The organism is Acidovorax sp. A79, from assembly GCF_041154505.1.
Classification (GTDB): domain Bacteria; phylum Pseudomonadota; class Gammaproteobacteria; order Burkholderiales; family Burkholderiaceae_C; genus Acidovorax.
The window spans coordinates 2,151,821-2,173,879 of sequence record NZ_AP028672.1 but is presented as its reverse complement, the minus strand read 5'-3'; the positions used below and the strand labels follow the sequence as shown (position 1 = coordinate 2,173,879).

General features: G+C 66.9%; 21 protein-coding genes. 11 read left to right on the top strand and 10 right to left on the bottom strand.

Going from position 1 to position 22,059, the window contains the following annotated elements:
* Positions 1–12: 12 nt before the first annotated feature.
* From ACAM51_RS09880 to mdtD, 3 genes are all read left to right on the top strand, one after another.
* Entirely contained in the window at positions 13–411 is a 399-nt protein-coding gene (locus ACAM51_RS09880; protein ID WP_369643452.1) for a polymer-forming cytoskeletal protein, read from the top strand.
* A gap of 60 nt (positions 412–471) precedes the next feature.
* Complete coding sequence (gene erpA / locus ACAM51_RS09875) at positions 472–837, top strand: iron-sulfur cluster insertion protein ErpA (RefSeq protein ID WP_008907234.1); 366 nt, start codon at positions 472–474, stop codon at positions 835–837.
* Positions 838–955: 118 nt separating this feature from the next.
* The gene (gene mdtD / locus ACAM51_RS09870; RefSeq protein WP_218296237.1) at positions 956–2,377 is read left to right on the top strand and encodes a multidrug transporter subunit MdtD; all 1,422 of its coding nucleotides are present in this window, start codon (positions 956–958) and stop codon (positions 2,375–2,377) included.
* A 39-nt stretch (positions 2,378–2,416) separates the two neighbouring features.
* Here the strand turns inward: mdtD and ACAM51_RS09865 are convergent, their stop codons facing one another.
* Both ACAM51_RS09865 and ACAM51_RS09860 read right to left on the bottom strand, forming a co-directional pair.
* Positions 2,417–3,529 (bottom strand): anhydro-N-acetylmuramic acid kinase, encoded by a 1,113-nt coding sequence (locus ACAM51_RS09865; RefSeq protein WP_369643451.1) that lies wholly within the window; start codon positions 3,527–3,529, stop codon positions 2,417–2,419.
* 36 nt (positions 3,530–3,565) lie between these two features.
* Positions 3,566–4,933 carry a M23 family metallopeptidase gene (locus tag ACAM51_RS09860; RefSeq protein WP_218339853.1) on the bottom strand — a complete coding sequence of 456 codons (1,368 nt, stop codon included), beginning with the start codon at positions 4,931–4,933 and terminating at the stop codon, positions 3,566–3,568.
* A gap of 202 nt (positions 4,934–5,135) precedes the next feature.
* Between ACAM51_RS09860 and tyrS the strand changes: the two genes are divergently transcribed.
* Positions 5,136–6,368: a tyrosine--tRNA ligase gene (gene tyrS / locus ACAM51_RS09855; RefSeq protein ID WP_218339852.1), complete on the top strand. Its 1,233-nt coding sequence runs from the start codon at positions 5,136–5,138 to the stop codon at positions 6,366–6,368.
* 96 nt (positions 6,369–6,464) lie between these two features.
* Here the strand turns inward: tyrS and ACAM51_RS09850 are convergent, their stop codons facing one another.
* The gene (locus ACAM51_RS09850; RefSeq protein WP_218296233.1) at positions 6,465–7,460 is read right to left on the bottom strand and encodes a LysR substrate-binding domain-containing protein; all 996 of its coding nucleotides are present in this window, start codon (positions 7,458–7,460) and stop codon (positions 6,465–6,467) included.
* Between the two features lie 132 nt (positions 7,461–7,592).
* Here ACAM51_RS09850 and ACAM51_RS09845 point away from each other — a divergent pair, with 132 nt between their 5' ends.
* Positions 7,593–8,132: a DUF2917 domain-containing protein gene (locus ACAM51_RS09845; protein WP_369643450.1), complete on the top strand. Its 540-nt coding sequence runs from the start codon at positions 7,593–7,595 to the stop codon at positions 8,130–8,132.
* A 105-nt stretch (positions 8,133–8,237) separates the two neighbouring features.
* On the top strand, positions 8,238–8,618 hold the full coding sequence (locus ACAM51_RS09840) for a DUF2917 domain-containing protein (RefSeq protein WP_369643449.1): 381 nt from the start codon (positions 8,238–8,240) through the stop codon (positions 8,616–8,618).
* A gap of 136 nt (positions 8,619–8,754) precedes the next feature.
* On the opposite strand, the gene ACAM51_RS09835 is transcribed toward ACAM51_RS09840, so the two are convergent.
* Positions 8,755–9,351 (bottom strand): TetR/AcrR family transcriptional regulator, encoded by a 597-nt coding sequence (locus tag ACAM51_RS09835; protein ID WP_369643448.1) that lies wholly within the window; start codon positions 9,349–9,351, stop codon positions 8,755–8,757.
* Positions 9,352–9,581: 230 nt separating this feature from the next.
* On the opposite strand from ACAM51_RS09835, the gene fabF reads away from it, so the two are divergent.
* Positions 9,582–10,856, top strand: coding sequence for a beta-ketoacyl-ACP synthase II (fabF, locus tag ACAM51_RS09830; protein WP_369643447.1), 1,275 nt, complete (start codon positions 9,582–9,584; stop codon positions 10,854–10,856).
* Positions 10,857–10,907: 51 nt separating this feature from the next.
* Here fabF and ACAM51_RS09825 read toward each other — a convergent pair whose 3' ends face one another.
* Positions 10,908–11,306, bottom strand: a complete 399-nt coding sequence (locus tag ACAM51_RS09825; RefSeq protein ID WP_218296229.1) for a BLUF domain-containing protein — start codon at positions 11,304–11,306, stop codon at positions 10,908–10,910.
* A 149-nt stretch (positions 11,307–11,455) separates the two neighbouring features.
* On the opposite strand from ACAM51_RS09825, the gene ACAM51_RS09820 reads away from it, so the two are divergent.
* The 3 genes from ACAM51_RS09820 (at position 11,456) to ACAM51_RS09810 (ending at position 14,576) form a co-directional block, all read left to right on the top strand.
* On the top strand, positions 11,456–12,214 hold the full coding sequence (locus ACAM51_RS09820) for a Crp/Fnr family transcriptional regulator (RefSeq protein ID WP_218296228.1): 759 nt from the start codon (positions 11,456–11,458) through the stop codon (positions 12,212–12,214).
* Positions 12,215–12,306: 92 nt separating this feature from the next.
* Positions 12,307–13,737: a bifunctional UDP-N-acetylglucosamine diphosphorylase/glucosamine-1-phosphate N-acetyltransferase GlmU gene (gene glmU, locus ACAM51_RS09815; protein ID WP_369643446.1), complete on the top strand. Its 1,431-nt coding sequence runs from the start codon at positions 12,307–12,309 to the stop codon at positions 13,735–13,737.
* On the top strand, positions 13,734–14,576 hold the full coding sequence (locus ACAM51_RS09810) for an ATP-binding protein (RefSeq protein ID WP_369643445.1): 843 nt from the start codon (positions 13,734–13,736) through the stop codon (positions 14,574–14,576). Before glmU ends, ACAM51_RS09810 begins: the two co-directional genes overlap by 4 nt.
* A gap of 37 nt (positions 14,577–14,613) precedes the next feature.
* On the opposite strand, the gene ACAM51_RS09805 is transcribed toward ACAM51_RS09810, so the two are convergent.
* Both ACAM51_RS09805 and ACAM51_RS09800 read right to left on the bottom strand, forming a co-directional pair.
* Positions 14,614–15,672: a diguanylate cyclase gene (locus tag ACAM51_RS09805; protein WP_369643444.1), complete on the bottom strand. Its 1,059-nt coding sequence runs from the start codon at positions 15,670–15,672 to the stop codon at positions 14,614–14,616.
* A 183-nt stretch (positions 15,673–15,855) separates the two neighbouring features.
* Positions 15,856–16,356, bottom strand: a complete 501-nt coding sequence (locus ACAM51_RS09800) for an Lrp/AsnC family transcriptional regulator (protein WP_369643443.1) — start codon at positions 16,354–16,356, stop codon at positions 15,856–15,858.
* A gap of 139 nt (positions 16,357–16,495) precedes the next feature.
* Here ACAM51_RS09800 and glmS point away from each other — a divergent pair, with 139 nt between their 5' ends.
* Entirely contained in the window at positions 16,496–18,403 is a 1,908-nt protein-coding gene (glmS, locus tag ACAM51_RS09795; protein ID WP_369643442.1) for a glutamine--fructose-6-phosphate transaminase (isomerizing), read from the top strand.
* Between the two features lie 215 nt (positions 18,404–18,618).
* Here glmS and ACAM51_RS09790 read toward each other — a convergent pair whose 3' ends face one another.
* The 3 genes from ACAM51_RS09790 to ACAM51_RS09780 form a co-directional block, all read right to left on the bottom strand.
* Positions 18,619–18,825: a DUF2783 domain-containing protein gene (locus tag ACAM51_RS09790; RefSeq protein WP_369643441.1), complete on the bottom strand. Its 207-nt coding sequence runs from the start codon at positions 18,823–18,825 to the stop codon at positions 18,619–18,621.
* 1 nt (position 18,826) lies between these two features.
* A complete protein-coding gene (locus ACAM51_RS09785; RefSeq protein ID WP_369643440.1) occupies positions 18,827–20,539 on the bottom strand; it encodes an FAD-dependent oxidoreductase in 1,713 nt (570 codons plus the stop codon).
* A gap of 111 nt (positions 20,540–20,650) precedes the next feature.
* Positions 20,651–21,841, bottom strand: a complete 1,191-nt coding sequence (locus ACAM51_RS09780) for an ABC transporter substrate-binding protein (protein ID WP_369643439.1) — start codon at positions 21,839–21,841, stop codon at positions 20,651–20,653.
* Positions 21,842–22,059 lie beyond the last annotated feature (218 nt).

The window sequence follows — 22,059 nt, the reverse complement described above, 5'->3', positions numbered from 1 at the left end:
GAGTTCTCACCCATGTTTTCCCGCAAAAAGCAGCCACCGATCAAAAGCCTGGTCGCCCAGGGCACCCGGATCGAGGGGGATGTGCACTTCGCAGAAGGGATGCGCATCGATGGCGAGGTGGTGGGGGACATCCGCGCGGGATCGGAGCAGTCCAGCATTCTGGTGATTTCCGAGACGGCCCGGGTGGAGGGTGCGGTGCACGCCGACCATGTGATCGTCAACGGGCAGGTGGTGGGTCCCGTGCATGCCGCGGAACTGCTCGAACTGCAGCCCAAGGCCAAGATCACCGGCAATGTGCATTACAAGGCGCTGGAGATGCACCAGGGTGCCGTGATTGCCGGGCAGATGTGCCCGGTGGCCGTGCTGGTGGAGGAAAAGCCCCCACTGAAGTTAGCGTCAAACGGCCAGTGATCTGAATTCCCGAGCGGTCTGCAGTACTATTCACCGCAAACATTGAACCCGGAGTACCCCATGAGCGCTGTTGCCGAAAACATCCAGACCGAAATGCCCGCCCCCATTCTGTTCACGGACAGCGCGGCGGCCAAGGTGGCGGACCTGATCGCCGAAGAGGGCAATCCTGACCTGAAACTGCGCGTTTTCGTGCAGGGTGGCGGTTGCTCGGGGTTCCAGTATGGCTTCACCTTCGATGAAATCACCAACGAAGACGACACCACCATGACCAAGAATGGCGTGTCGCTGCTGATCGATGCCATGAGCTACCAGTACCTGGTCGGCGCAGAGATCGACTACAAGGAAGACCTGCAGGGCGCCCAGTTCGTCATCAAGAACCCCAACGCCACCACCACCTGCGGCTGCGGCTCCAGCTTCTCCGCCTGAGGGTGGGCCTCTGCGCCGCGCCAGCGGCACGGAATGAAACGACAAGCCGCCCGGACGGGCGGCTTTTTTCATGGGGATACCCCTTTTCGTTTTCCTGGAAAAGCCATCCTGGCGTGCCATGCAGCAAGACAGATCCCTGAAAGTGCTCCTGTGGCTGGTGGCCATCGGTTTCTTCATGCAGACGCTGGACGCCACCATCGTCAACACCGCGCTGCCCGCCATGGCCCGCAGCCTTGGAGAAAGCCCGCTGCGCATGCAGTCGGTGGTGGTGGCCTATTCGCTGGCCATGGCCATGCTGATACCGGCTTCCGGGTGGCTGGCCGACCGTTTTGGTTCACGGCGCGTCTATCTGTCCGCCATCGTGCTGTTCGTGCTGGGTTCGGTGTGCTGCGCGCTCGCGCAAAGCCTGACCCAGCTGGTGGCGGCGCGCGTGGTGCAGGGGCTGGGCGGGGCGTTGCTGCTGCCGGTGGGGCGGCTGGTGGTGCTGCGCACCTTTCCGCGCGAGCAGTTCCTGCAGGCCATGAGTTTCGTTGCCATTCCGGGCCTGATCGGGCCACTGATCGGCCCCACGCTGGGCGGCTGGCTCGTGGAGGCGGCGTCGTGGCACTGGATCTTCCTCATCAATGTGCCGGTGGGGCTGGTGGGCTGCATCGCCACCCTGCGCTTCATGCCGGGCGAGCCCGTGACCTTCGTGCCCCGCTTCGACCTGGCGGGCTACCTGATGCTCGCCTTCGGCATGGTGTCGCTCTCGCTGGCGCTGGACGGCCTGGCCAGCATGGGGTTGCGCCAGGCGGGCGTGCTGGTGCTGATGGTCTTCGGGCTGGCCAGCCTGGTGGCCTACTGGCTGCACGCGGCGCGGCGGGCCGACCCGCTGTTCTCGCCGCGGCTCTTTTCCATTGACACACTGCGCATCGGTCTGCTGGGCAACCTGTTCTCGCGCCTGGGCAGCTCCTGCATGCCATTCCTGGTCCCGCTGCTGCTGCAGGTCACCATGGGCTACTCGCCCCTGCAGGCCGGCATGATGATGCTGCCCGTGGCCATCGCCGGCATGTCGATGAAGCGCTTCACCACGCCGCTGATCACCCGTTTCGGCTACCGGCAGGTGCTGGTGGGCAACACCCTGCTCGTGGGCGTCACGATGGCCAGCTTTGGCCTGGCCGCTCCCACGCAGCCCCTGTGGGTGCATGTGGCGCAGCTGGCGGTCTTTGGTGCCGTGAATTCCCTGCAGTTCACCGCCATGAACACCGTGACGCTCAAGGACCTGGAACATGCCATGGCAAGCAGCGGCAACAGCCTGCTGTCGATGGTGCAGATGGTGGCCATGGGAATGGGCGTGGCGGCCGCAGGGGCGGTGCTGGCTGCGTTCACTGATTTCTTCCCTGCCGGCGGCGCCCAGGAGACGCTGAGGGCGTTCCAGGCCACGTTCGCATGCATGGGGCTCATCACCGTGGCCTCGGCGGGCATCTTCTGGCAGCTGTCGCCCCAGGACCGCGCCGGCAGCCGGGCCGCCGCCACGGCGGACGCCACGGACCATGGCTGAAGGGGGTTTCGGGGGAGGGGCCGCCAGGCCCGGCCCGGATCAGGCCGGGTAGACCGCGCCCAGCACGCGGGCGCCCACGGCCCCGGTGACGCTGGCCAGGTTGCCGGGCTGCCCGTGCAGCGCCTGCCGCGCCAGCCAGGCAAAAGCCGCGGCCTCGACCTGCAGGGCCGGCAGGCCCAGCGCATCGGTGGCGACGACCCGCACGGCGGGGCATACGGCCTGCAGCCGCGCCATCAGGTGGGTGTTCAGGGCGCCGCCACCGCACACCGCCAGGGTAGTGCTATTATTTTGATAGCTATTGGCGCTGATGGCGCAAGCGCGGGCGGTGTATTCCGTCAGGGTGGCCTGTACGTCCACGGGGTCCGCCGATGCCCATGGCTGCAGATGCCGCGCGAGCCAGATGGGGTTGAACAGGTCGCGCCCCGTGCTCTTGGGCGGGGGCTTGTGCAGAAAGGGTTCGTCAAGCAGCGAGGCCAGCAGCGCCGGCAGCACCTGGCCGCTCGCGGCCCATGCACCGTCCGCATCGAAAGGCTGGCCGGTATGCTGCTGGCACCAGTGGTCCATCAGCGCGTTGCCGGGGCCGCAGTCAAACCCCAGCACGCTGGCCCCCCCGGCACCCAGCACGCTGAGGTTGGAGATGCCCCCGAGGTTGAGCACCAGCACGGTCTCGTCCGCGCGGCCGAACACGCCCTGGTGGAACGCGGGCACCAGGGGCGCACCCTGGCCGCCGGCGGCCACGTCGCGGCTGCGGAAATCCGCCACCACGGTGATGCCCGTGCGTTCCGCCAGCACGGCGGGGCTGCCCAGCTGGAGGGTGTAGCCCGTTCCGTCGAATTCCTGGGGGCGGTGGCGCACCGTCTGCCCGTGGGCTCCGAGGGCGCGGATGGCGCTGGCCGGCTGTCCGCTGCGCTCCAGCAGCGCGTGCACCACCTCGGCATACGCGCGCGACAGCGCATTGCCCGCCAGCGCAGCGCGGTGCAGCTCGTTGCTGCCAGGGGTGTTCAGGGCGAGCAGTTCCGCCCGCAGCTCCGGCGCGAACGCCATGCTGGCGTGGTGCGTGACCACCATGCGGGGGCCGGAAAAATCCGCCAGCACCCCGTCGATGCCATCGAGCGAGGTGCCCGACATCAGGCCGATGTACAGATCAGACATGGCCCGGGGGATGTGCGCGCGGATGCTGCCAGCGGCTCAGTCTGCGCTGGCCTGTTCGACAAGCGCCGCAGCGGACAGCTGGATGCGCATGTTGGACGCCAGGCGCTCGAACGCGGGTCGCCCGGCCGCCGAGACGGGGGCCGCCGCTTCGCTCTGGGCGACGATGGTCTGCGGATCCTGGTGCACGCCGTTCACGCGGAATTCGAAATGCAGGTGGGGGCCGGTGGCCCAGCCGGTGGCGCCCACGGCGCCCAGCGTCTGGCCCTGTTCTACGGACTGGCCCTGGCGCACGTCGATGCGGCTCAGATGGGCGTACACGGTGACGTGCTGGTTGCGGTGCTTGACGAAGACCACGTTGCCAAAGCCGTTCTGCACGCCGGCAAACTCGACCACGCCGTCGCCCACGGTGCGCACGGAGGTGCCGGAGGGGGCCGCGAAATCGGTGCCCAGGTGGGCGCGCCAGGTCTTCAGGATGGGGTGCATGCGCATCTTGAAGCCGCTGGTCACGCGCGAGAACTCGACCGGCGAGGTCAGGTAGGCGCGGCGCATGCTCTCGCCGTCGAGCGTGTAGTAGGCGCCCTTGGCGGCGCCCGGCTCCTGGAACCACAGGGCCTGGTGGGTCTTGCCGTTGTTGACGAACTCGGCGCTCAGCACCCGGCCGCTGGACAGGGGCTCGCCGTCGGCTTCCAGGGTTTCATACACCACCGAGAAGCGGTCGCCCTTGCGCAGCGAACGGCGAAAGTCGATGTTGCCCGAGAAGAGTTCGGCCATCTGCACGGCCACGCCGTCGGGGATGTTGGAGGCATCGGTGGCGGCGAACAGCGAGCTGTGGATGATGCCGCCCGCCAGGCGGCTGCCCACCGTCATCTTGGCGGTTTCGATGCGGGAGCTGAATTTGTCGCCGTTGCGCTCGACGATGAGCCGGCGGAAGCTGCCGCTGTCGTCGGGCACCCAGCGCACGGTCAGGCGGGTCAGGCGGTGGTCGTCGGTGGTCTCGGCCGACACGGCACGGCCAGTGCGCCCGAGCACATTTTGTCGGACAGGAGTGTCACCGCGCATGAACGCGGCGGCGGCCGGGTCGGCCACGCCCAGGCGCTGCAGCAGCGATTCGGGGGTGTCGCTGCTGCGCACCTGTTCGGAGCGGAACAGCGAGAAGCCCGGGGCGTCGAGCTCGCCCAGCACGAGGTTTTCGGCCAGCGATTCGACGGGGTAGCTCACCATGCGCACCGGCAGCTCGGCCGGGTCGGGGGCGAAGGACGCCACGGCGAACGCGCCGCCGCCGCCCGTCAGCAGCAGGGCTGCGACAGCGGCGGTGATGCGTTTGGGATGTTGTTGGATCGTGCGGGACAGCCGGTCAAGCAAAGCGGTGCTGGCGGTGCGGACCGTAGTGAGGCCGTGAATCAAAGGTCTATCCCCAGGGTGAGCGTGACTTCCTGAAACTCCCCCGTTGCGACGGCGGGGCGAGGCCAGGAACACAGGCTGCCAGGCATGTGGCCATGCGACAGCGTGAAAACAGGTCGAAACGGCGGGCCTACTAGAATCCGCCTCAAGCAATGTGGGCTGAAGTATAGCGGTGCATGCTGTCTAGACATCCCAAAAAACCCTTATGAATCAATCTGCTGTTACAACAACCCCGGTCTCTGATGGTGTAAGACAGGCCCTTGAAATCTCGCTGCGCGGCGTGCAGGAACTGCTGCCGCAGGACGAATGGGTCAAGAAGCTGGCGCGCTCGGAGGCCACGGGCCAGCCGCTGCGCATCAAACTGGGACTCGATCCCACGGCACCCGACATCCACATCGGCCACACGGTGGTGCTGAACAAGATGCGGCAATTGCAAGATCTGGGCCACCAGGTGATCTTCCTGATCGGGGACTTCACGAGCCTGATCGGCGACCCTTCCGGCCGCAACAGCACGCGCCCGCCGCTCACGCCCGAGCAGATCAAGGTGAACGCCGAGACCTACTACAAGCAGGCCAGCATGGTGCTGGACCCCGCGCGCACCGAGATTCGCTACAACAGCGAGTGGAGCGAACCTCTGGGTGCGAGCGGCATGATCCAGCTGGCTTCCCGGTACACCGTGGCGCGCATGATGGAGCGCGACGATTTCCACAAGCGCTTCACCACCGGCCAATCCATCGCGGTGCATGAGTTTCTGTACCCGCTGATGCAGGGCTACGACTCGGTGGCCCTGAAAAGCGACCTGGAGCTGGGCGGCACCGACCAGAAGTTCAACCTGCTCATGGGCCGCCACCTGCAGCAGGAATACGGCCAGGAACCGCAGTGCGTGCTCACCATGCCGCTGCTGGTGGGCCTGGACGGCGTGGACAAGATGTCCAAGTCCAAGAACAACTACATCGGCATCGCCGAAGAGCCCAACACCATGTTCGCCAAGGTGCTGTCGATCAGCGACACGCTGATGTGGGACTGGTACACGCTGCTGTCGTTCAAGAGCCTGGCCGAGATCGCCGCGCTCAAGGCCGAGATCGCGGGCGGGCGCAACCCCAAGGACGCGAAGGTGATGCTGGCCAAGGAAATCACCGCGCGCTTCCACAGCGCTGCGGCGGCCGATGCGGCCGAGCAGGATTTCATCAACCGCAGCAAGGGCGGCGTGCCCGATGAGATCCCCGAAGTGTCCCTGTCGGGTGCGCCGCTGGGCATCGGTGCCTTGCTCAAGCAGGCCAACCTGGCGCCGTCCGGCAGCGAGGCCAACCGCCTGATCGATGGCGGCGGCGTGCGGGTGGATGGCAGCGTGGTCAGCGACAAGGGCCTGAAGCTGGCCGCCGGCACCTACGTGGTGCAGGTGGGCAAGCGCAAGTTTGCACGGGTGACCTTGGCCTGATTTTTAGTCAAATTGGCCGCTGGCGCTTGATGGATAAGCGCTGGTCGCTATCAAAACAAAAGCGCTAGGTCCGGCCGGACCCGCGCTTTTCTGCTGTCAGTCCAGGTTGTCGTTCAGGTCCGGGTCGGGCACATCCCCGATCGCTTCGCGCGTGGCCTGGGCCTGCACCTGCAGCCAGGCGCAAAACGCCTTGATCTCCGGCCGCTGCGCGCTGCGGGGCCCCACCATGAGCCAGTAGGCCAGCGGGGAGTCGATGCGGTGGCCGGGCAGCACCTCCACCAGGTCGCCAGCGGCCAGTGCATCGGCAATCAGCGGCATGCGCGCCAGCGCCAGGCCCTGGCCGGCGAGGGCGGCCTGCACGATCTGGTGGGCGTAGTTGAAATACAGCCAGCGCTCGGGCTGCAGCTTGGCCAAATCCCGCGCGTCGAACCAGCGGCGCCAGCTGAGCCATTCCAGGTGCTGGCTGCGGTGCGCGTCGCCCGCCTCGATCAGCGTGAACTGGGTGACATCGGCCGGCGTGCGCAGGGGCTTGCCGCTCTTGAGCAGCCAGGGGCTGGCCACCACGGCCAGCTGCTCGCCAAACAGGCGCTGTCCGCCCAGGGTGCCCGCGCCCGGCATGCTGTAGCGCAGGGCCAGGTCCACGTCCGAGGTTTCCAGGTCCACCGGCACGTCGCTCGCATCAATGCGGATGTCGATGCCCGGGTTGTCGCGCTGGAACTCCTCCATGCGCGGGATCAGCCACATCGATGCAAAGCTGGCCCAGGTGGTGATGGCCACACTGCGGCGCCCGGCCGTCTGGCGCACCAGGCGCACGGCGGCGTCCATGCGCTCAAGCGCCGGGGCCACGGCGCGCTGCAGCTGCGCGCCCGCGCTGGTCAGCTCCACCGCCCGCGTGTGGCGCAGGAACAGCGCCACGCCCACTTCTTCTTCCAGTGCCTGGATCTGGCGGCTCACGGCGGACTGGGTGAGCGCCAGCTCGTCGGCGGCGGCGCGGAAGTTCAGGTGCTTGGCCACGGCGAGAAAGGCGCGCCAATGGCCGGTGGCCACGGGGCGGGTGCGAAGGACGGCAGGGGAGTATTCGGCAGAGGCCATGGCAGGTGTCCTGGATGCGATTCATGCGTTGGCGGAATGAATAGCGTACCGCGTTTTCATTGGACTGTGTGTGCCGCCGAGTGCACTATCCAGTCTCCGAAACACCTTTTCATCGAAGCCAAGGAGCCTGTCATGTCCCCCCGCAACGTTCTGGAATCGCAACAATCCGTGCACGCCAGCCTGGCTGGCCGATCTGCGGCCGGTTGCTGGAAGCTGGCCACGGGCCAAGCGCTGTCGCTGCGCCCGCACACCCATGGCGTGCTGCAGATTGCCCAGGGGCAGGTCTGGCTCACCCTGAGCGGGTCTTTGGCGGACCTGCCCGGTGCCACGGCCGACCATCTGCTGCGGGCGGGCGAGCAGCTGGCTGTCGCGCCCGGCCAGCATGTGGTGATGGAGGCCTGGAACCCCGGCGGCGGCACCGAGCCAGTGGCCTTCCACTGGGATGGTGCGGCCGCCCCGGCGACGACCCAGCCCCACAGCCTGGCCGCCCGCGACTGGGAATGTGGCGTGGTGCAGCCGCTGCGCGACCTGGGGCATGCCCTGGGGCAGGGCGGGCGTGCCCTGGGCGCTGCGTTGGGGGAGGTGACGGGCGCGGGCGGGCGGTTTGCTGCTGGCCTGGCTCGCTTTGCTCTCAATCGGATAGCGCCACAGGGACAACGCAGGCCCGCTTGAGGACTACATGCAGGAAAAGCATCAATCGGTGCCGTGCTTTTCATTGGACGTTGTTCTGCAAGCCGCGCACCATACGGTCTTACTAGGGTTAACCCGGAGAATGCCATGACAACCTCTCACGCTCTTCATCTGTTCGCATCTTCCCGCGCCGTGGGCGCTTCGGCCGCTGGCGCCGGCACCGTGGCCGCTGGCGCCGCCGTCAGCCTGGCCCCCAGGGCCGCGATGACCTTGCGCATCGCCGAAGGCCAGGCCTGGGTGACGCTGGGCAAGGGCCTGGGCGACAGCAGCGATGTGTTTCTGTGCGCCGGCCAGTCGCTGCAGGTCGCCGCGGGCCAGTCGGTGGTGGTGGAACCCCTGAACGGCCGCCGCCTGCAGTACCGCTGGGTGCGCGGCGAGGCTGCCAGTGCCCGCCCTGCATCGTGGTGGCGCCGCGCATCCGTGGGCAACGGGGCTCCCGCCTGGGGCGACGCCGCCTGCTGCGCCTGAGGGCGCCGGCCTGATCCGGAGAGGGGCCTGCCCCGCCGGTGTTCGGGTGTGCAATAGAGCTTCAAAGAGCTGCTGGCGCTTGACCATCAAGCGCCAGCAGCTCTTTTTTTGATAGCAATGGGTGAGCGCCAGGTTGTCAGCGTGCGTCGCCGTCGCCCAGCAGCCCGATCAACTGGGCCTGCAACGTCGTCAATATTTCATCCGACAACGCCGGCCGCGCCGCGGCGGTGGCGCGGGCCAGCACCAGCCCGCCGACCATGGTGGCCAGCACCTGCATGGCGCGGGCGCGGTCTTGGGGCTGCACGGTGGCGTCACCACCGCAGAGCAGCTGGGCAAAACGCCCGATGTTGCGCTCGATGCCTTGGGCGAACACTTCCGACAGTTCGCTGCCCGCCCGCGCGGCGTCCACCGCCAGCGCGGCGGCCGGGCAGCCCGTGCCGGGCGAGTCGCGGTGCTGGGGCGAGAGGTAGCTCTGGATGCGCTCACCGACCGTGGTGTTCGGGGTGGCGCCGTCCAGCGGGGCGATGGACCAGTCGAAAGCCCGCGCGCACGCCTCCTGCACCAGCGCATCCTTGGAGGCGAAATGCCGGTACAGCCCGCCATGCGTGAGCCCGGCGTCGCGTGTGATGTCGGCCACGCCCACGCCGGTCAGCCCCCGCTCGCGGTAGAGGCGGGAGGCCGCGTCCAGGATGCCCTGCCGGTTCTCTGCGGCCTGTGCTTTGGAAACCTTCATGCTGCCTCTTATTGATTGCGATCGTACGCAAAAAAGTGGTGATGCCTTTATGATGACGACTGCAATCATAAAGGCGCGGATCGTTTCCGCGTGTCGCCGCAGTGCCCTGGAGCCGGTTCCTGGTGCTGCGCCCAATCTGTCTGACGAGGTGAATCCATGAAGAAGATGATCCATGGCGGCCGTGGTGCCGAGGTGTGGAGTGGTGTGTGCTGCGACAAGGCGGTGGCCTGATGCGGCGCGTCGTGGTCACGGGCATGGGCCTGGTGTCGCCGCTGGGCTGCGGTGTGGAACTGGTGTGGCGGCGCCTGCTGGCGGGGCGCTCGGGCCTGTCGCGCCTGCCGGACGCTGTCACGGACGGCATTGCCGCCAAGGTGGCGGGGCAGGTGCCGGATGTCGCTCAAGACCCCGAAGGGGGCTGGGACGTGGATGCCGTCGTCTCGTCCAAGGACCAGCGCAAGATGGACCGCTTCATTCCCTTCGCGCTGGGCGCGGCGCAGCAGGCGCTGGCGCAGGCCGGCTGGCCGCCTGCCGATGAGCGGGCGCGCGAGCGCACGGCCACGGTGATCGCCTCGGGCATTGGTGGCTTTGGCGCGATTGCCGAGGCAGTGCGCACCACCGACGCGCGCGGCCCGCAGCGCCTGTCGCCGTTCACGGTGCCGTCGTTCCTGGTCAATCTGGCGGCGGGGCAGGTGTCGATCCGCCACGGGCTCAAGGGGCCGCTGGGTGCGCCGGTCACCGCCTGCGCCGCCAGCGTGCAGGCGATTGGCGATGCCGCGCGCCTGATCCGCAGCGGCGAGGCCGACGTGGCCGTGTGCGGGGGCAGCGAGGCGGCCATTGACCGCGTGAGCCTGGGCGGCTTTGCGGCGGCCAAGGCCCTGGGCACCGCGTTCAACGACACACCCGAGCAGGCCTCGCGGCCGTTTGACGCGCAGCGCGACGGTTTCGTGATGGGCGAGGGCGCGGGCATGCTGGTGATCGAGGCGCTGGACCATGCCCTTGCGCGCGGCGCCATGCCGCTGGCCGAGCTGGTGGGCTACGGCACGTCGGCCGACGCGTACCACATCACCTCCGGCCCCGAAGACGGTGACGGCGCCGCGCGCAGCATGTGGGCCGCCCTGGCGCAGGCAGGCCTCACGGCCCAGGACGTGCAGCACCTGAACGCGCACGCCACGTCCACGGGTGTGGGCGACCGGGGCGAGCTGGCCGCCATCCGCCGGGTGTTTGGCGCGGGGGCGCAGGTGGCCATCAGCTCCACCAAGTCGGCCACCGGCCATCTGCTGGGGGCGGCGGGAGCGGTGGCGGCCATCTTCACCGCGCTGGCGCTGCGCGACCAGGTGGTGCCGGGCACGCTGAACCTGCACACGCCCGATGCGCTGGCCGAGGGGCTGGACATGGTGGCGTTGCGGCCCCGGCCGATGGCGCTCACGCACGCCATGCTCAACGGGTTTGGTTTCGGCGGGGTGAACGCCAGCCTGCTGCTGCGGCGCTGGCCGGACGCCGCATGACGCGGCTTCAGCCCCCGCAGGGGCCCATGGGGGCCGGCGCGTGGGCGCGTGTCAGAGGACGAGCTGGCTGCGCATGGACTCGAACGCGGCCAGCGCTGCTTCGCCGTCGAGCCGTTCCATGCGCGCGAGCGCATCCACGTCCTCCACCGTGCTGAAGGCCAGGCTGAACTGCTGGAAGCGGCGCGCCGCCAGCGGGCCGTTGTGCAGCACCTCGACGTTGATGTGGCGGGGGTCGTTGCGGATGCGCTCGATGAGCTTGAGCACGGCCTTCTGCGGGCCTTCCAGCTGCTGGCAGAAGCGCTGGCCGTCGAAGATCAGCAGCCCCGTGATGTCAAGCTGCGCGTTCACCAGGCGCGCGCGCCCGGCGACCTCGGCCACCACGCTGGTGGGTTGATCGGGTGCGAGGGTGCTCACGTAGAGCACTTCGTAGAGGTCGGGGCTGGGTTTCATAGACGATCCCAATGTAGGGAGCGCCCGGTGGTTGTGCAATGTCAAAAGACATACATGTAACTATCGCGCCACCGGGCGGGGCCGTGGCATCGTGGAGCTCTTGGAATGCCGGCCGCAGTCCCTAAAATCTCCCCACCCTCCGCCACGCCATGAACCCCAGCCTGCCCACCCATGCCTGCCCGCCCACCTGCCATGAATGCAGGCTGCGCGCAACGGGGGCATTCACGGCGGTCAAGCCCGAGGTGCTGGACTTCATAGAAGGCTTTCGCACCACCACCCTGGCCGTGGAGGCCGGTGGCGCGCTGGTGCGCGAGAACGAGGTCAATGCCAGGCTGTTCACGCTGTATGCGGGCTGGGCGTTTCGCTACAAGACGCTGAGCGACGGGCGCCGCCAGATCCTGAACTTCCTGCTGCCGGGCGACCTGGTGGGGCTGCAGCAGGAGTTTGGCGAGGTGTCCACCCATGGCATCGAGGCGCTCACCGACTGCGCGCTGTGCGTGTTCCAGAACGACAGCCTGTGGGCGTTGTTTCGCGAGCACCCGCGCCTGGGCTACGACATCACCTGGCTGTCGGCGCACGAGGAGGGCCATGTGGACGACAACCTGCTGACCGCCGGCCGCCGCAACGCCACCGAACGCGTGGCCATGCTGCTGATGCACCTGTACCGGCGGCTGGACCGCATCGGGCTGGTGGAGGCCGACGGCACCGTGGCGTTTCCGCTGAACCAGCAGCACATCGCGGATGCGCTCGGGCTGTCGCTGGTGCACACCAACAAGACCCTGCGGCGGCTGGCCACCCTGGGCCTGCATGAAATCAGGAACGGGCGGCTGCGCCTGCTCAACACCCGGGCGCTCGCGCGCATCGCCGAGTACTACGACAGGCCGCCCCGCCTGATGCCGCTGCTGTAGCGGATTGCCCGGCACGGGCGGGCGCAGCCGATAATCGTGGCCCAGCCTGCGCGGGGCTTCCCGCCCGGTATCGAATCTCCCCCAGAAGATCCATGACGCAACTCGACATCCTCATCATGGCGGCCGGCAAGGGCACGCGCATGAAAAGCCGGCTTCCCAAGGTGCTGCAGCGCCTGGCCGGGCGCCCGCTGCTGCACCACGTGCTCGACCAGGCGGCACACCTGCAGGCGCGCAGCGCCATCGTCATCACCGGCCATGGTGCTACAGAAGTGGAAGCTGCCAGCGCAGGCGCAGCAAGCGCTGGGGGTACTTTGGATGTGAAATTCGTGCGCCAGGAACCCCAGCTCGGCACCGGCCACGCGGTGCTGCAGGCCGTGCCGCACCTGCGCGACGACGGCACGGCGGTCGTGCTGTCGGGGGACGTGCCGCTCACGCAGGCCGACACGCTGCGCGCGCTTGTCGCGGCCTCGGCCGGCGGGCAGCTCGCGTTGCTCACCGTCACGCTGCCCGATCCCACGGGCTACGGCCGCATCGTGCGCGATGGCCAGGGCCGGGTGCGGGGCATCGTCGAACACAAGGACGCGAGCGAGGCCCAGCGCGCCATCACCGAGGTCTACAGCGGCATCATGGCCGTGCCCGCGCGCCTGCTGCGCGGCTGGCTGGCCCGCCTGACCAATGACAACGCGCAGGGCGAGTACTACCTCACCGACATCGTCGCGATGGCCGTGGCCGATGGCGTGCCCGTGGCGGCCCACCGCATCACCGATGCGCTGCAGGTGGCGGGCGTGAACAGCCCGCTGCAGCTGGCCGAGCTGGAGCGTGCGCACCAGTTGCGCCAAGCCCGGGCCTTGATGGAGCAGGGCGTGCGCCTGGCCGACCCCGCGCGGTTCGATGTGCGCGACGACACCCGCACCGGCGCGCGCGGCGAGCTGGTGTGCGGGCAGGACGTGGAGATCGACGTGAACTGCGTCTTCACCGGCCGCGTGGAGCTGGGCGAGGGCGTGAGCATCGGCGCCCACTGCTGCATCGCCAACGCGCGCATCGCTGCGGGCGCGGTGGTCCATCCCTTCACCCACATCGACGGCGAAAAGGCAGGCGCCACGGTGGGCGAGGGTGCGCTGATCGGCCCGTTCGCCCGCCTGCGCCCCGGTGCGCAGCTGGGCCGTGAAGTGCACATCGGCAATTTCGTCGAGGTGAAGAACAGCACCCTGGCCGACGGCGCCAAGGCCAACCACCTGGCCTACCTGGGCGATGCCACGGTGGGCGAGCGCGTGAACTATGGCGCGGGCGCCATCACCGCCAACTACGACGGCGCCAACAAGCACCGCACGGTGATCGAGGCCGACGTGCACGTGGGCAGCAACTGCGTGCTGGTGGCGCCCGTCACCATTGGCGCGGGCGGCACCGTGGGAGGCGGCAGCACCATCACCAAGAGCACGGCCCCGGGCGCCCTCAGCGTGGCGCGCGGCAAGCAGGTGAGCATTGCCAACTGGGCGCGCCCCGCCAAGCTGCCCAGGTCATGACACCCTCCGACGCCACCGCCGGGCAGGAGCTGCAGCTGTTGCGCGCCGAGCTGGCACGCAGCCAGCAGCAGGTGGCCGGCATGGCGGCAGCGCAGGAAGAGTTTCTGCGCGCCGTCTCGCACGACCTGCGCGCGCCGCTGCGGCACGTGACCTCGTACGGCACGCTGGTGCGCGAAGTGCTGGGCGACCTGCCGCCGGACGTCGCGCAGTCGGCTGCGGTGCAGGAGGCTCTGCGTTTTCTGGGCACCATGGACCAGTCCGCGCGGCGCATGGGGATGATGATCGACGGCCTGCTCGCGCTGGCGCGTGCCCAGCGGGCGCCGCTGAACCTGCAGCCGGTGCCGCTGGCGGACGCCGTGGCCCGGGCGCGTGCCGCCCTGGCCTCCGCCGAGGCGGGCCGCGCCATCGACTGGCGCACCGCGGATGCCACCCGCCTGCCCACGCTGCAGGCCGACCCCGCCCTGCTGCAGGAGCTGCTGGTGCAGCTGCTGGGCAATGCCCTCAAGTTCACGCGCCACAGCGCGCGGCCGTGCATCGCGGTGCAGGCCGAATCCGACCCCGCGGCGGCGCAGGCGGGGCAGGTCGTGTTCACCGTGCAGGACAACGGCACGGGCTTCGATCCTGCGCGCGCCGACGGCCTGTTCGGCGTGTTCCATCGCCTGCACCGCGAGAGCGAGTTCGAGGGCGTGGGCGCGGGGCTGGCGCTGTGCCAGGCCATCGCGCAGCGCCACGGGGGCGCCATCACGGCCACCGCATTGCCCGGGGCGGGTTGCACGGTGCGGGTGGCGTGGCCGGGCTCGGCGGCTGTTGCTGCCGTTGCCGCGCCATCGCGCGCCTGAGGCCGCGGTTGTCCGTGGGCAGGCCGCGGGCCCGGCGCTACGCGGCGGGCACCAGTGGCGCGGCAGCGTCCGGGCCGCCCGAGACGCGGTTGCGCCCGGCGTTCTTGGCGGCGTAGAGCGCGGCGTCGGCCGCATCGGTCCATTCGCGCACGCTGGCGTGGCCGCGCTGGGCAGGCGCCACGCCGATGCTGCTGGTAAAGCGCAGCTGCGGCAGGTTGCGCAGGCGCGTGCCCTCGGTCTGCTCGCGGATGCGCTGGGCGATGGCCATCGCGTCCCGGGCCTGCAGCCCGGGCAGGATGATGGCGAACTCGTCGCCGCCGTAGCGGCCCGCGCAGTCGCCAGCGCGCACATTGCCCCGCACCACATGGGCCAGCGCCCGCAGCGCCTCATCGCCCACGGTGTGGCCGTGGGCGTCGTTGATGTGCTTGAAGTGGTCGATGTCCATCATCAGCATGCAGGCCGGTTCGCCGGTCGCGTGGTGGTGGCGCAATGCGGCCTCGGCCTGTTCCTCCCAGTGGCCGCGCCGGTACAGGCCGGTCAGCGAGTCCACGCGGCGCAGCTCGTCCAGCTGCTGGTTCTGCCGCGCGGTCTTGCGGATGAGCCGGTAGCTCACCACGCTGACCGACAGCGTATGCAGCATCATCACCGGCAGGCACGCCACGATCACCCGCATGGAGGTCTCGGGCGCCCAGTGCATGCCGGTGGCCACCGCGCTGGCCACACCGGCCGCGAGCATCACCGGGATGGACCGGGCCCAGAGCCCGCCGATGCCGGTGGTGATCTTGTCCACCATCGTCAGCGTGACCAGCAGCGCGCTGGGCAGCAGGTTGAAGTGCATCAGCGGCACCAGCGCGGCCGTCATGGCCGAGTCGGCAAGCAGGTTGCGGATTTCAGCGCGGTAGGGGTCGGCGCTGCGCCGCGCGAGCAGGTAGGCCCCATGGGGCCAGACGAGGGCGGCCAGCACCAGCGCCGCCCAGGCCGGGAACGAGGCCTGGCGCTCCCACAGCACCACACCCACCACCATCCCGCCCAGCCCCATGCCCAGGACCCGGAGCGGGTAGATACGGCGGGGCATCTGGCGTTCGGGTGTGGGCATGGGTCCTGGTGTGCCTCTGGCGGACCCGCCGGCATGCGGTACCGCGCGAAGCCCGGCGGGCTGGAGGGTGGAAGTCTGGGGCAGCTTACCTTGCCGCGGGGCAAGAGGCCAGCAAGGCATGGCGCCCAGCGGGGGAACTGGCGGGGGATGCGCCAAGCAGGCGGTTGCTATGAAAAATATAGCTTACAGTGCTTGTAAATCCAGCGATAGCGGCACTTTTGTATCAAATTTTGCCCTGCGGGTGGCGAAAAAAGCCTTGACGTTGCGCACATTGGCGTCGCCGGTGAAAAGCCGCTGCGACAGTGCCAGGTAGCCGGGCATGTCCCGCGTGTGCACCACCAGCACGAAGTCCGGCCCCGGCGAAACTCGCCAGCACTGCTGCACGGCGGCATCCGCCACCGCGCGGGCCTCGAACGCGTCGAGCTGCTCGGCCCCCTGCCGGTCCAGCGACACCTCGACGATGCACGCCAGCCCGTGGCCCTGGAGGGCGGCCAGCCGGTCGGGCTGCAGGATGGCGACCTGCCGCTCGATGAGTCCGGCATCCTGCAGGCGCTTGACCCGGCGCAGGCAGGTGGGCGGGGAGACATGCACCCGCTCGGCCAGGGACTGGTTGCTTTGCGCGGCGTCGGTTTGCAGGAGGTTGAGCAGCTGCAGATCCACGAGGTCGAGTGCGATGGATTCCATGTTTTAAGTAAAATTGATTGAAAATTTCATTAATGATTGATGATGAAATTAAAGTTCAAAACAATATGAATATCAATCATTAATTTCTTTCTGTGCCGCCTACCATCGCCCCCATCGCTTTCCAACCAGGGCAACCACCATGTGCGGCATCGTCGGCGCGGTCTCCACGCGCAACATCGTTCCCATCCTCGTGCAGGGCCTGCAGCGGCTCGAATACCGGGGCTATGACTCTTGCGGCGTGGCCGTGCACGCCTCCAGCCTGGACGCGGCGCGCCCCGCCGGCCTGCAGCGCGCGCGCAGCACGGCCCGCGTGGCCGAACTGCTTGAACAGGTGCAGGCCGACCATGTGGATGGCGCCACCGGCATCGCCCACACCCGCTGGGCCACGCACGGGGCACCGGAAGTGCACAACGCCCACCCCCATTTCAGCCACGGCGCGGGCGATGCGGCGGGCACCCCGGGGCGCGTGGCGCTGGTGCACAACGGCATCATCGAGAACCACGAGGAGCTGCGCGCCGCCTTGCAGGCGCGCGGCTACGTGTTCACCAGCCAGACCGACACCGAGGTCATCGCCCACCTGGTGGACAGCCACTACAGCGGCGACCTGTTCGATGCCGTGCAGGCCACGGTTGCCCAGTTGCATGGCGCCTACGCCATCGCCGTGATGCACAAGGACGAACCCCACCGCGTGGTGGGCGCACGCGCGGGCTCGCCGCTGATCCTGGGCGTGGGCAAGGATGGCTCAGAACACTTCCTGGCCAGCGACGCCATGGCCCTGGCGGGCGTCACCGACCAGATCGTGTACCTGGAAGAGGGCGACCTGGTGGACCTGCAGCTGGGCCGCTACTGGATCGTGGGCAAGGGCCGCGAGGCGCTCACCCCGGCGCAGCGCCCCGTGCGCACCGTGCTGGCCCACAGCGGCGCGGCCGAGCTGGGCCCCTACCGCCACTACATGCAAAAGGAAATCTTCGAACAGCCGCGCGCCATCGCCGACACGCTCGAAGGCGTGGAGGGCATCGTGCCTGAGCTGTTCGATGGCGCGGGCCAGCACGGCCAGCCCGGCGCTGCCGCCTGGCGCGTGTTCAAGGAGATCGACAGCGTGTTGATCCTGGCTTGCGGCACCAGCTACTACAGCGGCTGCACGGCCAAGTACTGGCTCGAGGAGATCGCAGGGATTCCCACCCAGGTCGAGGTGGCCAGCGAGTACCGCTACCGCACCAGCGTGCCCAACCCGCGCACGCTGGTCGTCACCATCAGCCAGAGCGGAGAAACCGCCGATACCCTGGCCGCCCTGCGCCATGCGCAAAGCCTGGGCATGGCGCACACGCTCACCATCTGCAACGTGGCCACCAGCGCCATGGTGCGTGAATGCAAGCTGGCCTACATCACGCGCGCGGGCGTGGAGATCGGCGTGGCCAGCACCAAGGCCTTCACCACGCAGCTGGCCGGCCTGTTCCTGCTGACGCTGGCACTGGCCCAATCCAAGGGGCGCCTGACCGAAGCGCAGGAAACCGCCCACCTCAAGGCCATGCGCCACCTGCCCGTGGCCCTGCAGGCCGTGCTGGCGCTGGAGCCGCAGCTCATCAGCTGGGCCGAGGACTTCGCGCGCATGGAGAACGCGCTCTTCCTGGGCCGGGGCCTGCACTATCCCATCGCGCTCGAAGGCGCGCTCAAGCTCAAGGAAATCAGCTACATCCACGCCGAGGCCTACCCGGCGGGCGAACTCAAGCACGGCCCCCTGGCCCTGGTCACCAGCGCCATGCCCGTGGTTACCGTGGCCCCCAACGATGCGCTGCTGGAAAAGCTCAAGAGCAACATGCAGGAAGTGCGCGCCCGCGCGGGCGTGCTCTACGTGCTGGCCGATGCCGACACCCGCATCGAGAGCAGCGAGGGCATCCACGTGATCCGCATGCCCGAGCACTACGGGCCCTTGAGCCCGCTGCTGCACGTGGTGCCGCTGCAGCTGCTGGCGTATCACACGGCCTGCGCGCGGGGGACGGATGTGGACAAGCCCCGGAACCTCGCGAAGAGCGTGACGGTGGAGTGAGTGCGGGGTGTTGGCCGAAGCTCCGGCGCTGGTAGACCAGCTCGACGATGCGCGCCCTCAGCCAGGCAGCTGCCTCGGTCATCTTGGGCGGTTCCCGGTAGCTCGTTGTGGACAACCCTGCATGGCGACCGGCGCGGGCTCGCCGATGAACAGTTCCTCAACCATCCTGGCCGGTGCAGGTCACCTTCACCCCATTTCCCCCGCATCGCGCTGGCCTATGGTTTTTCAGCGCAGGTGTTGCGTCGCGCCGCGGTCAGTGCGGCCGACAATACATCACGCTTTCCTACATGGTTAGCGAGCAATAGCACGAGCTTTGTGTTTAGTTCGTGGCTCTGCGTCAGGTCGAGCTCGCGATGCGTCTCTATCAAGCTTTCATAGAATTCGTCCGCGGCTTCGAAGTTCGGTGTCGTGATGAGATTCATATCAGTCCTGGATGGGGCTTCCGAGAGCTCGCAGCAATGCAGCCCCGACGTCTGCGGCTCGAGGTGCACGCCAGCGCGCGCATACATGCTGGTCGGGGCGTATCAACCATGCGTTGCCAGGGCGCGCGTCGTAGCGGCGGGCGAACAGACCTTCGTTGTCGCAGATCACCCTGAGACCTGGACCGTCCTGCAGTGATGTCACGCCGGTCACCACCAGTACCTTGTCAACTTCAGTTTGAGCGAGGTCGGCAGGTATTTCATTCGAATAGACCACCAATGTGAAGTCTTGACCCAATTGCCGCAGAAACCATTCTGTCTTTCCTGCGTGGGTTATCGGGGCATCTGCGGCAGGTGCACCCGGACGGATCGGCGAGTCGAATTTCTCGCTGTCTGGAGTGTTCAGAGGCGAGGTCTCCAAAGTAGCCGGAACAGACAGTCTCCCGCTGTTGACCAGTTGACGCGCGAATGGAAATTCGGTTGCGAGATCAAGGGTCGCATCGCGAAACTGCTTGCTGATTTCGCTTTTGGGGGTGATGAAGTCGGTGGCGCGGGTTGAGTTCAGCAGGTTCTCGTCTGCGGCGTATTCACGTTCGGTGCCGTAGCTGTCCAGGAGGGCCTCAGCCGCCAGCGCTGTCGCTTTCCCTTTGAGGACAGCGTCCAGTTTCCAGGCGAGATTCTCCGCATCCTGAATGCCAGAGTTCGCGCCGCGGGCTCCGAACGGCGAAACTCCGTGGGCGCTGTCTCCTGCAAATATCACTCTGCCATGACGAAAGCGCTCCATGCGTAGACAAACAAACGTGTAAACGCTCGCCCATTCCAGTTCGAAGGGGACTTCTCGGCCAAGCGCCTGACGCATCATTGCGTTGATGCGCGGAGTGATTCGCTCCAACCTCTTCTCTTCGTCTGGATCTGCATCCCACCCGAGCTGGAAATCGATTCGCCAGACGTTGTCGGGTTGGCGATGTAGAAGGACGCTCTGGTTCGGATGGAAAGGTGGGTCAAACCAGAACCAGCGTTCGGCGGGGAAGTCCGCAGTCATCTTGACATCGGCGATCAGGAACCGGTCTTGGAATACCTGCCCCTTGCTCTCAAGACCCATGAGCGCGCGAATGCTGGACCGTCCACCATCACACGCGACGACATAGTCGGAAGTCGCTTGATACGGGCCATATGGCGTATCGACTCCCACAATGACTTTTCCGTTTTCGCCCTCTATCTGATCCAAGGCGACCACAGCGTTCTTCCAGCGGATTTCCAAATTGGGAAGCGCGGTTGCTCGTTGCAGCAGGTACGCTTCTGCGTAGTACTGTTGAAGATTGATAAAGGCGGGGCGTTCGTGGCCCTGTTCCGGCAGCAGGTCGAATTGGTATACCTGCTCGCTACCGCGGAACAGCCTGCCCACATTCCACGAGACGCCCTTGTCGACGCAGGCGTCGCCCACGCCCAATCGATCCCAAATTTCCAGTGTGCGCTTGGCAAAGCAGATGGCGCGCGATCCGTTCGACAGCCGATCATCGTTGTCCAGCAGCAGGACCTTCTGTCCGCGTTGAGCGAGGTCTATGGCGAGGCTGAGACCCACTGGCCCAGCGCCGATGACAACGACAGGGTGGTGCGTAGGATGCTCATTGCGCTGGTCGGGCGAAGGCTCGTAGGCAAACTTGAGTGCCTGTATCTCATGCCCTGACATGTCGGGCCGAAGTTCGAGGATGTTCATTGGGTGCTTCTGCGGGGGACTGAATTCCAGTGGCATCGCGCCTAGGCGCGATAAGCCAATCGAAGGCGGAGGCCCCAGCAAAGCAGCTGCCGATGGGGCCTGCGACGGCATCTAGCGCTTGAAATCAGGCGATTGCAGCAACTTGGTCGTTGCATCGTTCACCTGAGTGAGCTTGCCCCCTGTCCATTTGACGAAAGCGAAGTCGCTAGCGGTCAGTGCTTCATGACTTGTCGGCGAGAAGGGGCGTTCATAAGTCTTCTTGATGCCATCGATCGGCGCTTGAAGGTTTTCCAGTGCCTCGCGCATCTTTGCTCCGTCGGTGGAGCCCGCTTGCTTGATGGCGGCTACCAGCAGCAGCGTTGCGTCGTATCCATGGGCGACGAACGGAAATGCACTTGCTGCGGCCAATTTGTCCTTGGTACGCTCAAAGAGGGCCTTCTGCTTGGGGGCGACGGCATCAACCATGGTGCGCATGAAAATTGGCTTTTCGGCCAAGGCTTGGCCCGCCGCGTCATAAAACGTGATGTTGTCTGCGGCCCAGGATGACAGGACATTCGGGAAATAGTTGACCTTCTCCATGCTGCGGACCAGCTGGCCAGTGGGCGTTCCCTGCGCCCAAACCACGAGCGTGTCCACACCTGCTGCTTTGAGTTTGCTCAGCTGTGAGGTCATATCTGTATCACCAACAGCGAATCTTTCCGTGGCAACGACATCCAGGCCTTGCAGCTTTGCGATCTCGGTCATGTCCTTGAGCCCACCTTGGCCATAACCCGTGGTCTCCGCCATCAGGCCGAGCTTCTTGGCGCCCGCTTTTTTCGCATAGGCCATCAAACCCACCACCTGCTCCCTGTCAACGATGGAGACGCGGAACATGTAGTTTTCAGCACCCGGGCTCATCGGTTTGGTGATGTCGGTTCCGCCGCCGATCATGCCCATGGAGACAACTTTTTTCTGATTGGGAATGTGTTTCCAGGCCATTGCGTTCCCAGAGTTGGTGGGGCCAAGCACGGCTACCACCTTCTCGTTGTCGATCAACTCGCTCATGTTCTGGATCGATTTGGGTGGCTGGGATTGATCGTCACGGATCACCAGTGTGAGCTTGCGGCCAAGCACGCCCCCTGCAGCGTTGATGTCGTCAATAGCGGCGCGAATTCCGAGCACGCCTGCCGCCCCGCTTTGTGCAGATGGCGAGGCAGACAGGTCACCGTTGAACCCCAGCTTGATGTCTTGCGCTGCGGCTGCCAGTGAAACGAATGCAACTGCCGCAAGGGCCAGTCGACGTGCTGTCAGAAGGTTTCTCATGTTTGTCTCCGAGTGAAAAGGGCGGATGCGCCGAGTTGGCGGATGTGAGTCACGCACTCCGCGCTGTCAGACGCTAGTATTTATCTAGCTCGCTAAACTATAACTAGTATTTACCCTATGCAAGTGCGTTAGTCATTGTTGAATTTCGCCTGCCTGTCTGATTGGGCCTATGATTTCGCCCTATGAAACTGACTGCCCCGCAAGATGACGATTTGAGT

Excerpts from the sequence above, each read along its gene's own strand:
- ACAM51_RS09880 (WP_369643452.1), top strand. The coding sequence starts at position 13 with ATGTTTTCCCGCAAAAAGCAGCCACCGATCAAAAGCCTGGTCGCCCAG.
- erpA (WP_008907234.1), top strand. The coding sequence starts at position 472 with ATGAGCGCTGTTGCCGAAAACATCCAGACCGAAATGCCCGCCCCCATT.
- mdtD (WP_218296237.1), top strand. The coding sequence starts at position 956 with ATGCAGCAAGACAGATCCCTGAAAGTGCTCCTGTGGCTGGTGGCCATC.
- ACAM51_RS09865 (WP_369643451.1), bottom strand. The coding sequence starts at position 3,529 with ATGTCTGATCTGTACATCGGCCTGATGTCGGGCACCTCGCTCGATGGC.
- tyrS (WP_218339852.1), top strand. The coding sequence starts at position 5,136 with ATGAATCAATCTGCTGTTACAACAACCCCGGTCTCTGATGGTGTAAGA.
- ACAM51_RS09850 (WP_218296233.1), bottom strand. The coding sequence starts at position 7,460 with ATGGCCTCTGCCGAATACTCCCCTGCCGTCCTTCGCACCCGCCCCGTG.
- ACAM51_RS09845 (WP_369643450.1), top strand. The coding sequence starts at position 7,593 with ATGTCCCCCCGCAACGTTCTGGAATCGCAACAATCCGTGCACGCCAGC.
- ACAM51_RS09840 (WP_369643449.1), top strand. The coding sequence starts at position 8,238 with ATGACAACCTCTCACGCTCTTCATCTGTTCGCATCTTCCCGCGCCGTG.
- ACAM51_RS09835 (WP_369643448.1), bottom strand. The coding sequence starts at position 9,351 with ATGAAGGTTTCCAAAGCACAGGCCGCAGAGAACCGGCAGGGCATCCTG.
- fabF (WP_369643447.1), top strand. The coding sequence starts at position 9,582 with ATGCGGCGCGTCGTGGTCACGGGCATGGGCCTGGTGTCGCCGCTGGGC.
- ACAM51_RS09825 (WP_218296229.1), bottom strand. The coding sequence starts at position 11,306 with ATGAAACCCAGCCCCGACCTCTACGAAGTGCTCTACGTGAGCACCCTC.
- ACAM51_RS09820 (WP_218296228.1), top strand. The coding sequence starts at position 11,456 with ATGAACCCCAGCCTGCCCACCCATGCCTGCCCGCCCACCTGCCATGAA.
- glmU (WP_369643446.1), top strand. The coding sequence starts at position 12,307 with ATGACGCAACTCGACATCCTCATCATGGCGGCCGGCAAGGGCACGCGC.
- ACAM51_RS09810 (WP_369643445.1), top strand. The coding sequence starts at position 13,734 with ATGACACCCTCCGACGCCACCGCCGGGCAGGAGCTGCAGCTGTTGCGC.
- ACAM51_RS09805 (WP_369643444.1), bottom strand. The coding sequence starts at position 15,672 with ATGCCCACACCCGAACGCCAGATGCCCCGCCGTATCTACCCGCTCCGG.
- ACAM51_RS09800 (WP_369643443.1), bottom strand. The coding sequence starts at position 16,356 with ATGGAATCCATCGCACTCGACCTCGTGGATCTGCAGCTGCTCAACCTC.
- glmS (WP_369643442.1), top strand. The coding sequence starts at position 16,496 with ATGTGCGGCATCGTCGGCGCGGTCTCCACGCGCAACATCGTTCCCATC.
- ACAM51_RS09790 (WP_369643441.1), bottom strand. The coding sequence starts at position 18,825 with ATGAATCTCATCACGACACCGAACTTCGAAGCCGCGGACGAATTCTAT.
- ACAM51_RS09785 (WP_369643440.1), bottom strand. The coding sequence starts at position 20,539 with ATGAACATCCTCGAACTTCGGCCCGACATGTCAGGGCATGAGATACAG.
- ACAM51_RS09780 (WP_369643439.1), bottom strand. The coding sequence starts at position 21,841 with ATGAGAAACCTTCTGACAGCACGTCGACTGGCCCTTGCGGCAGTTGCA.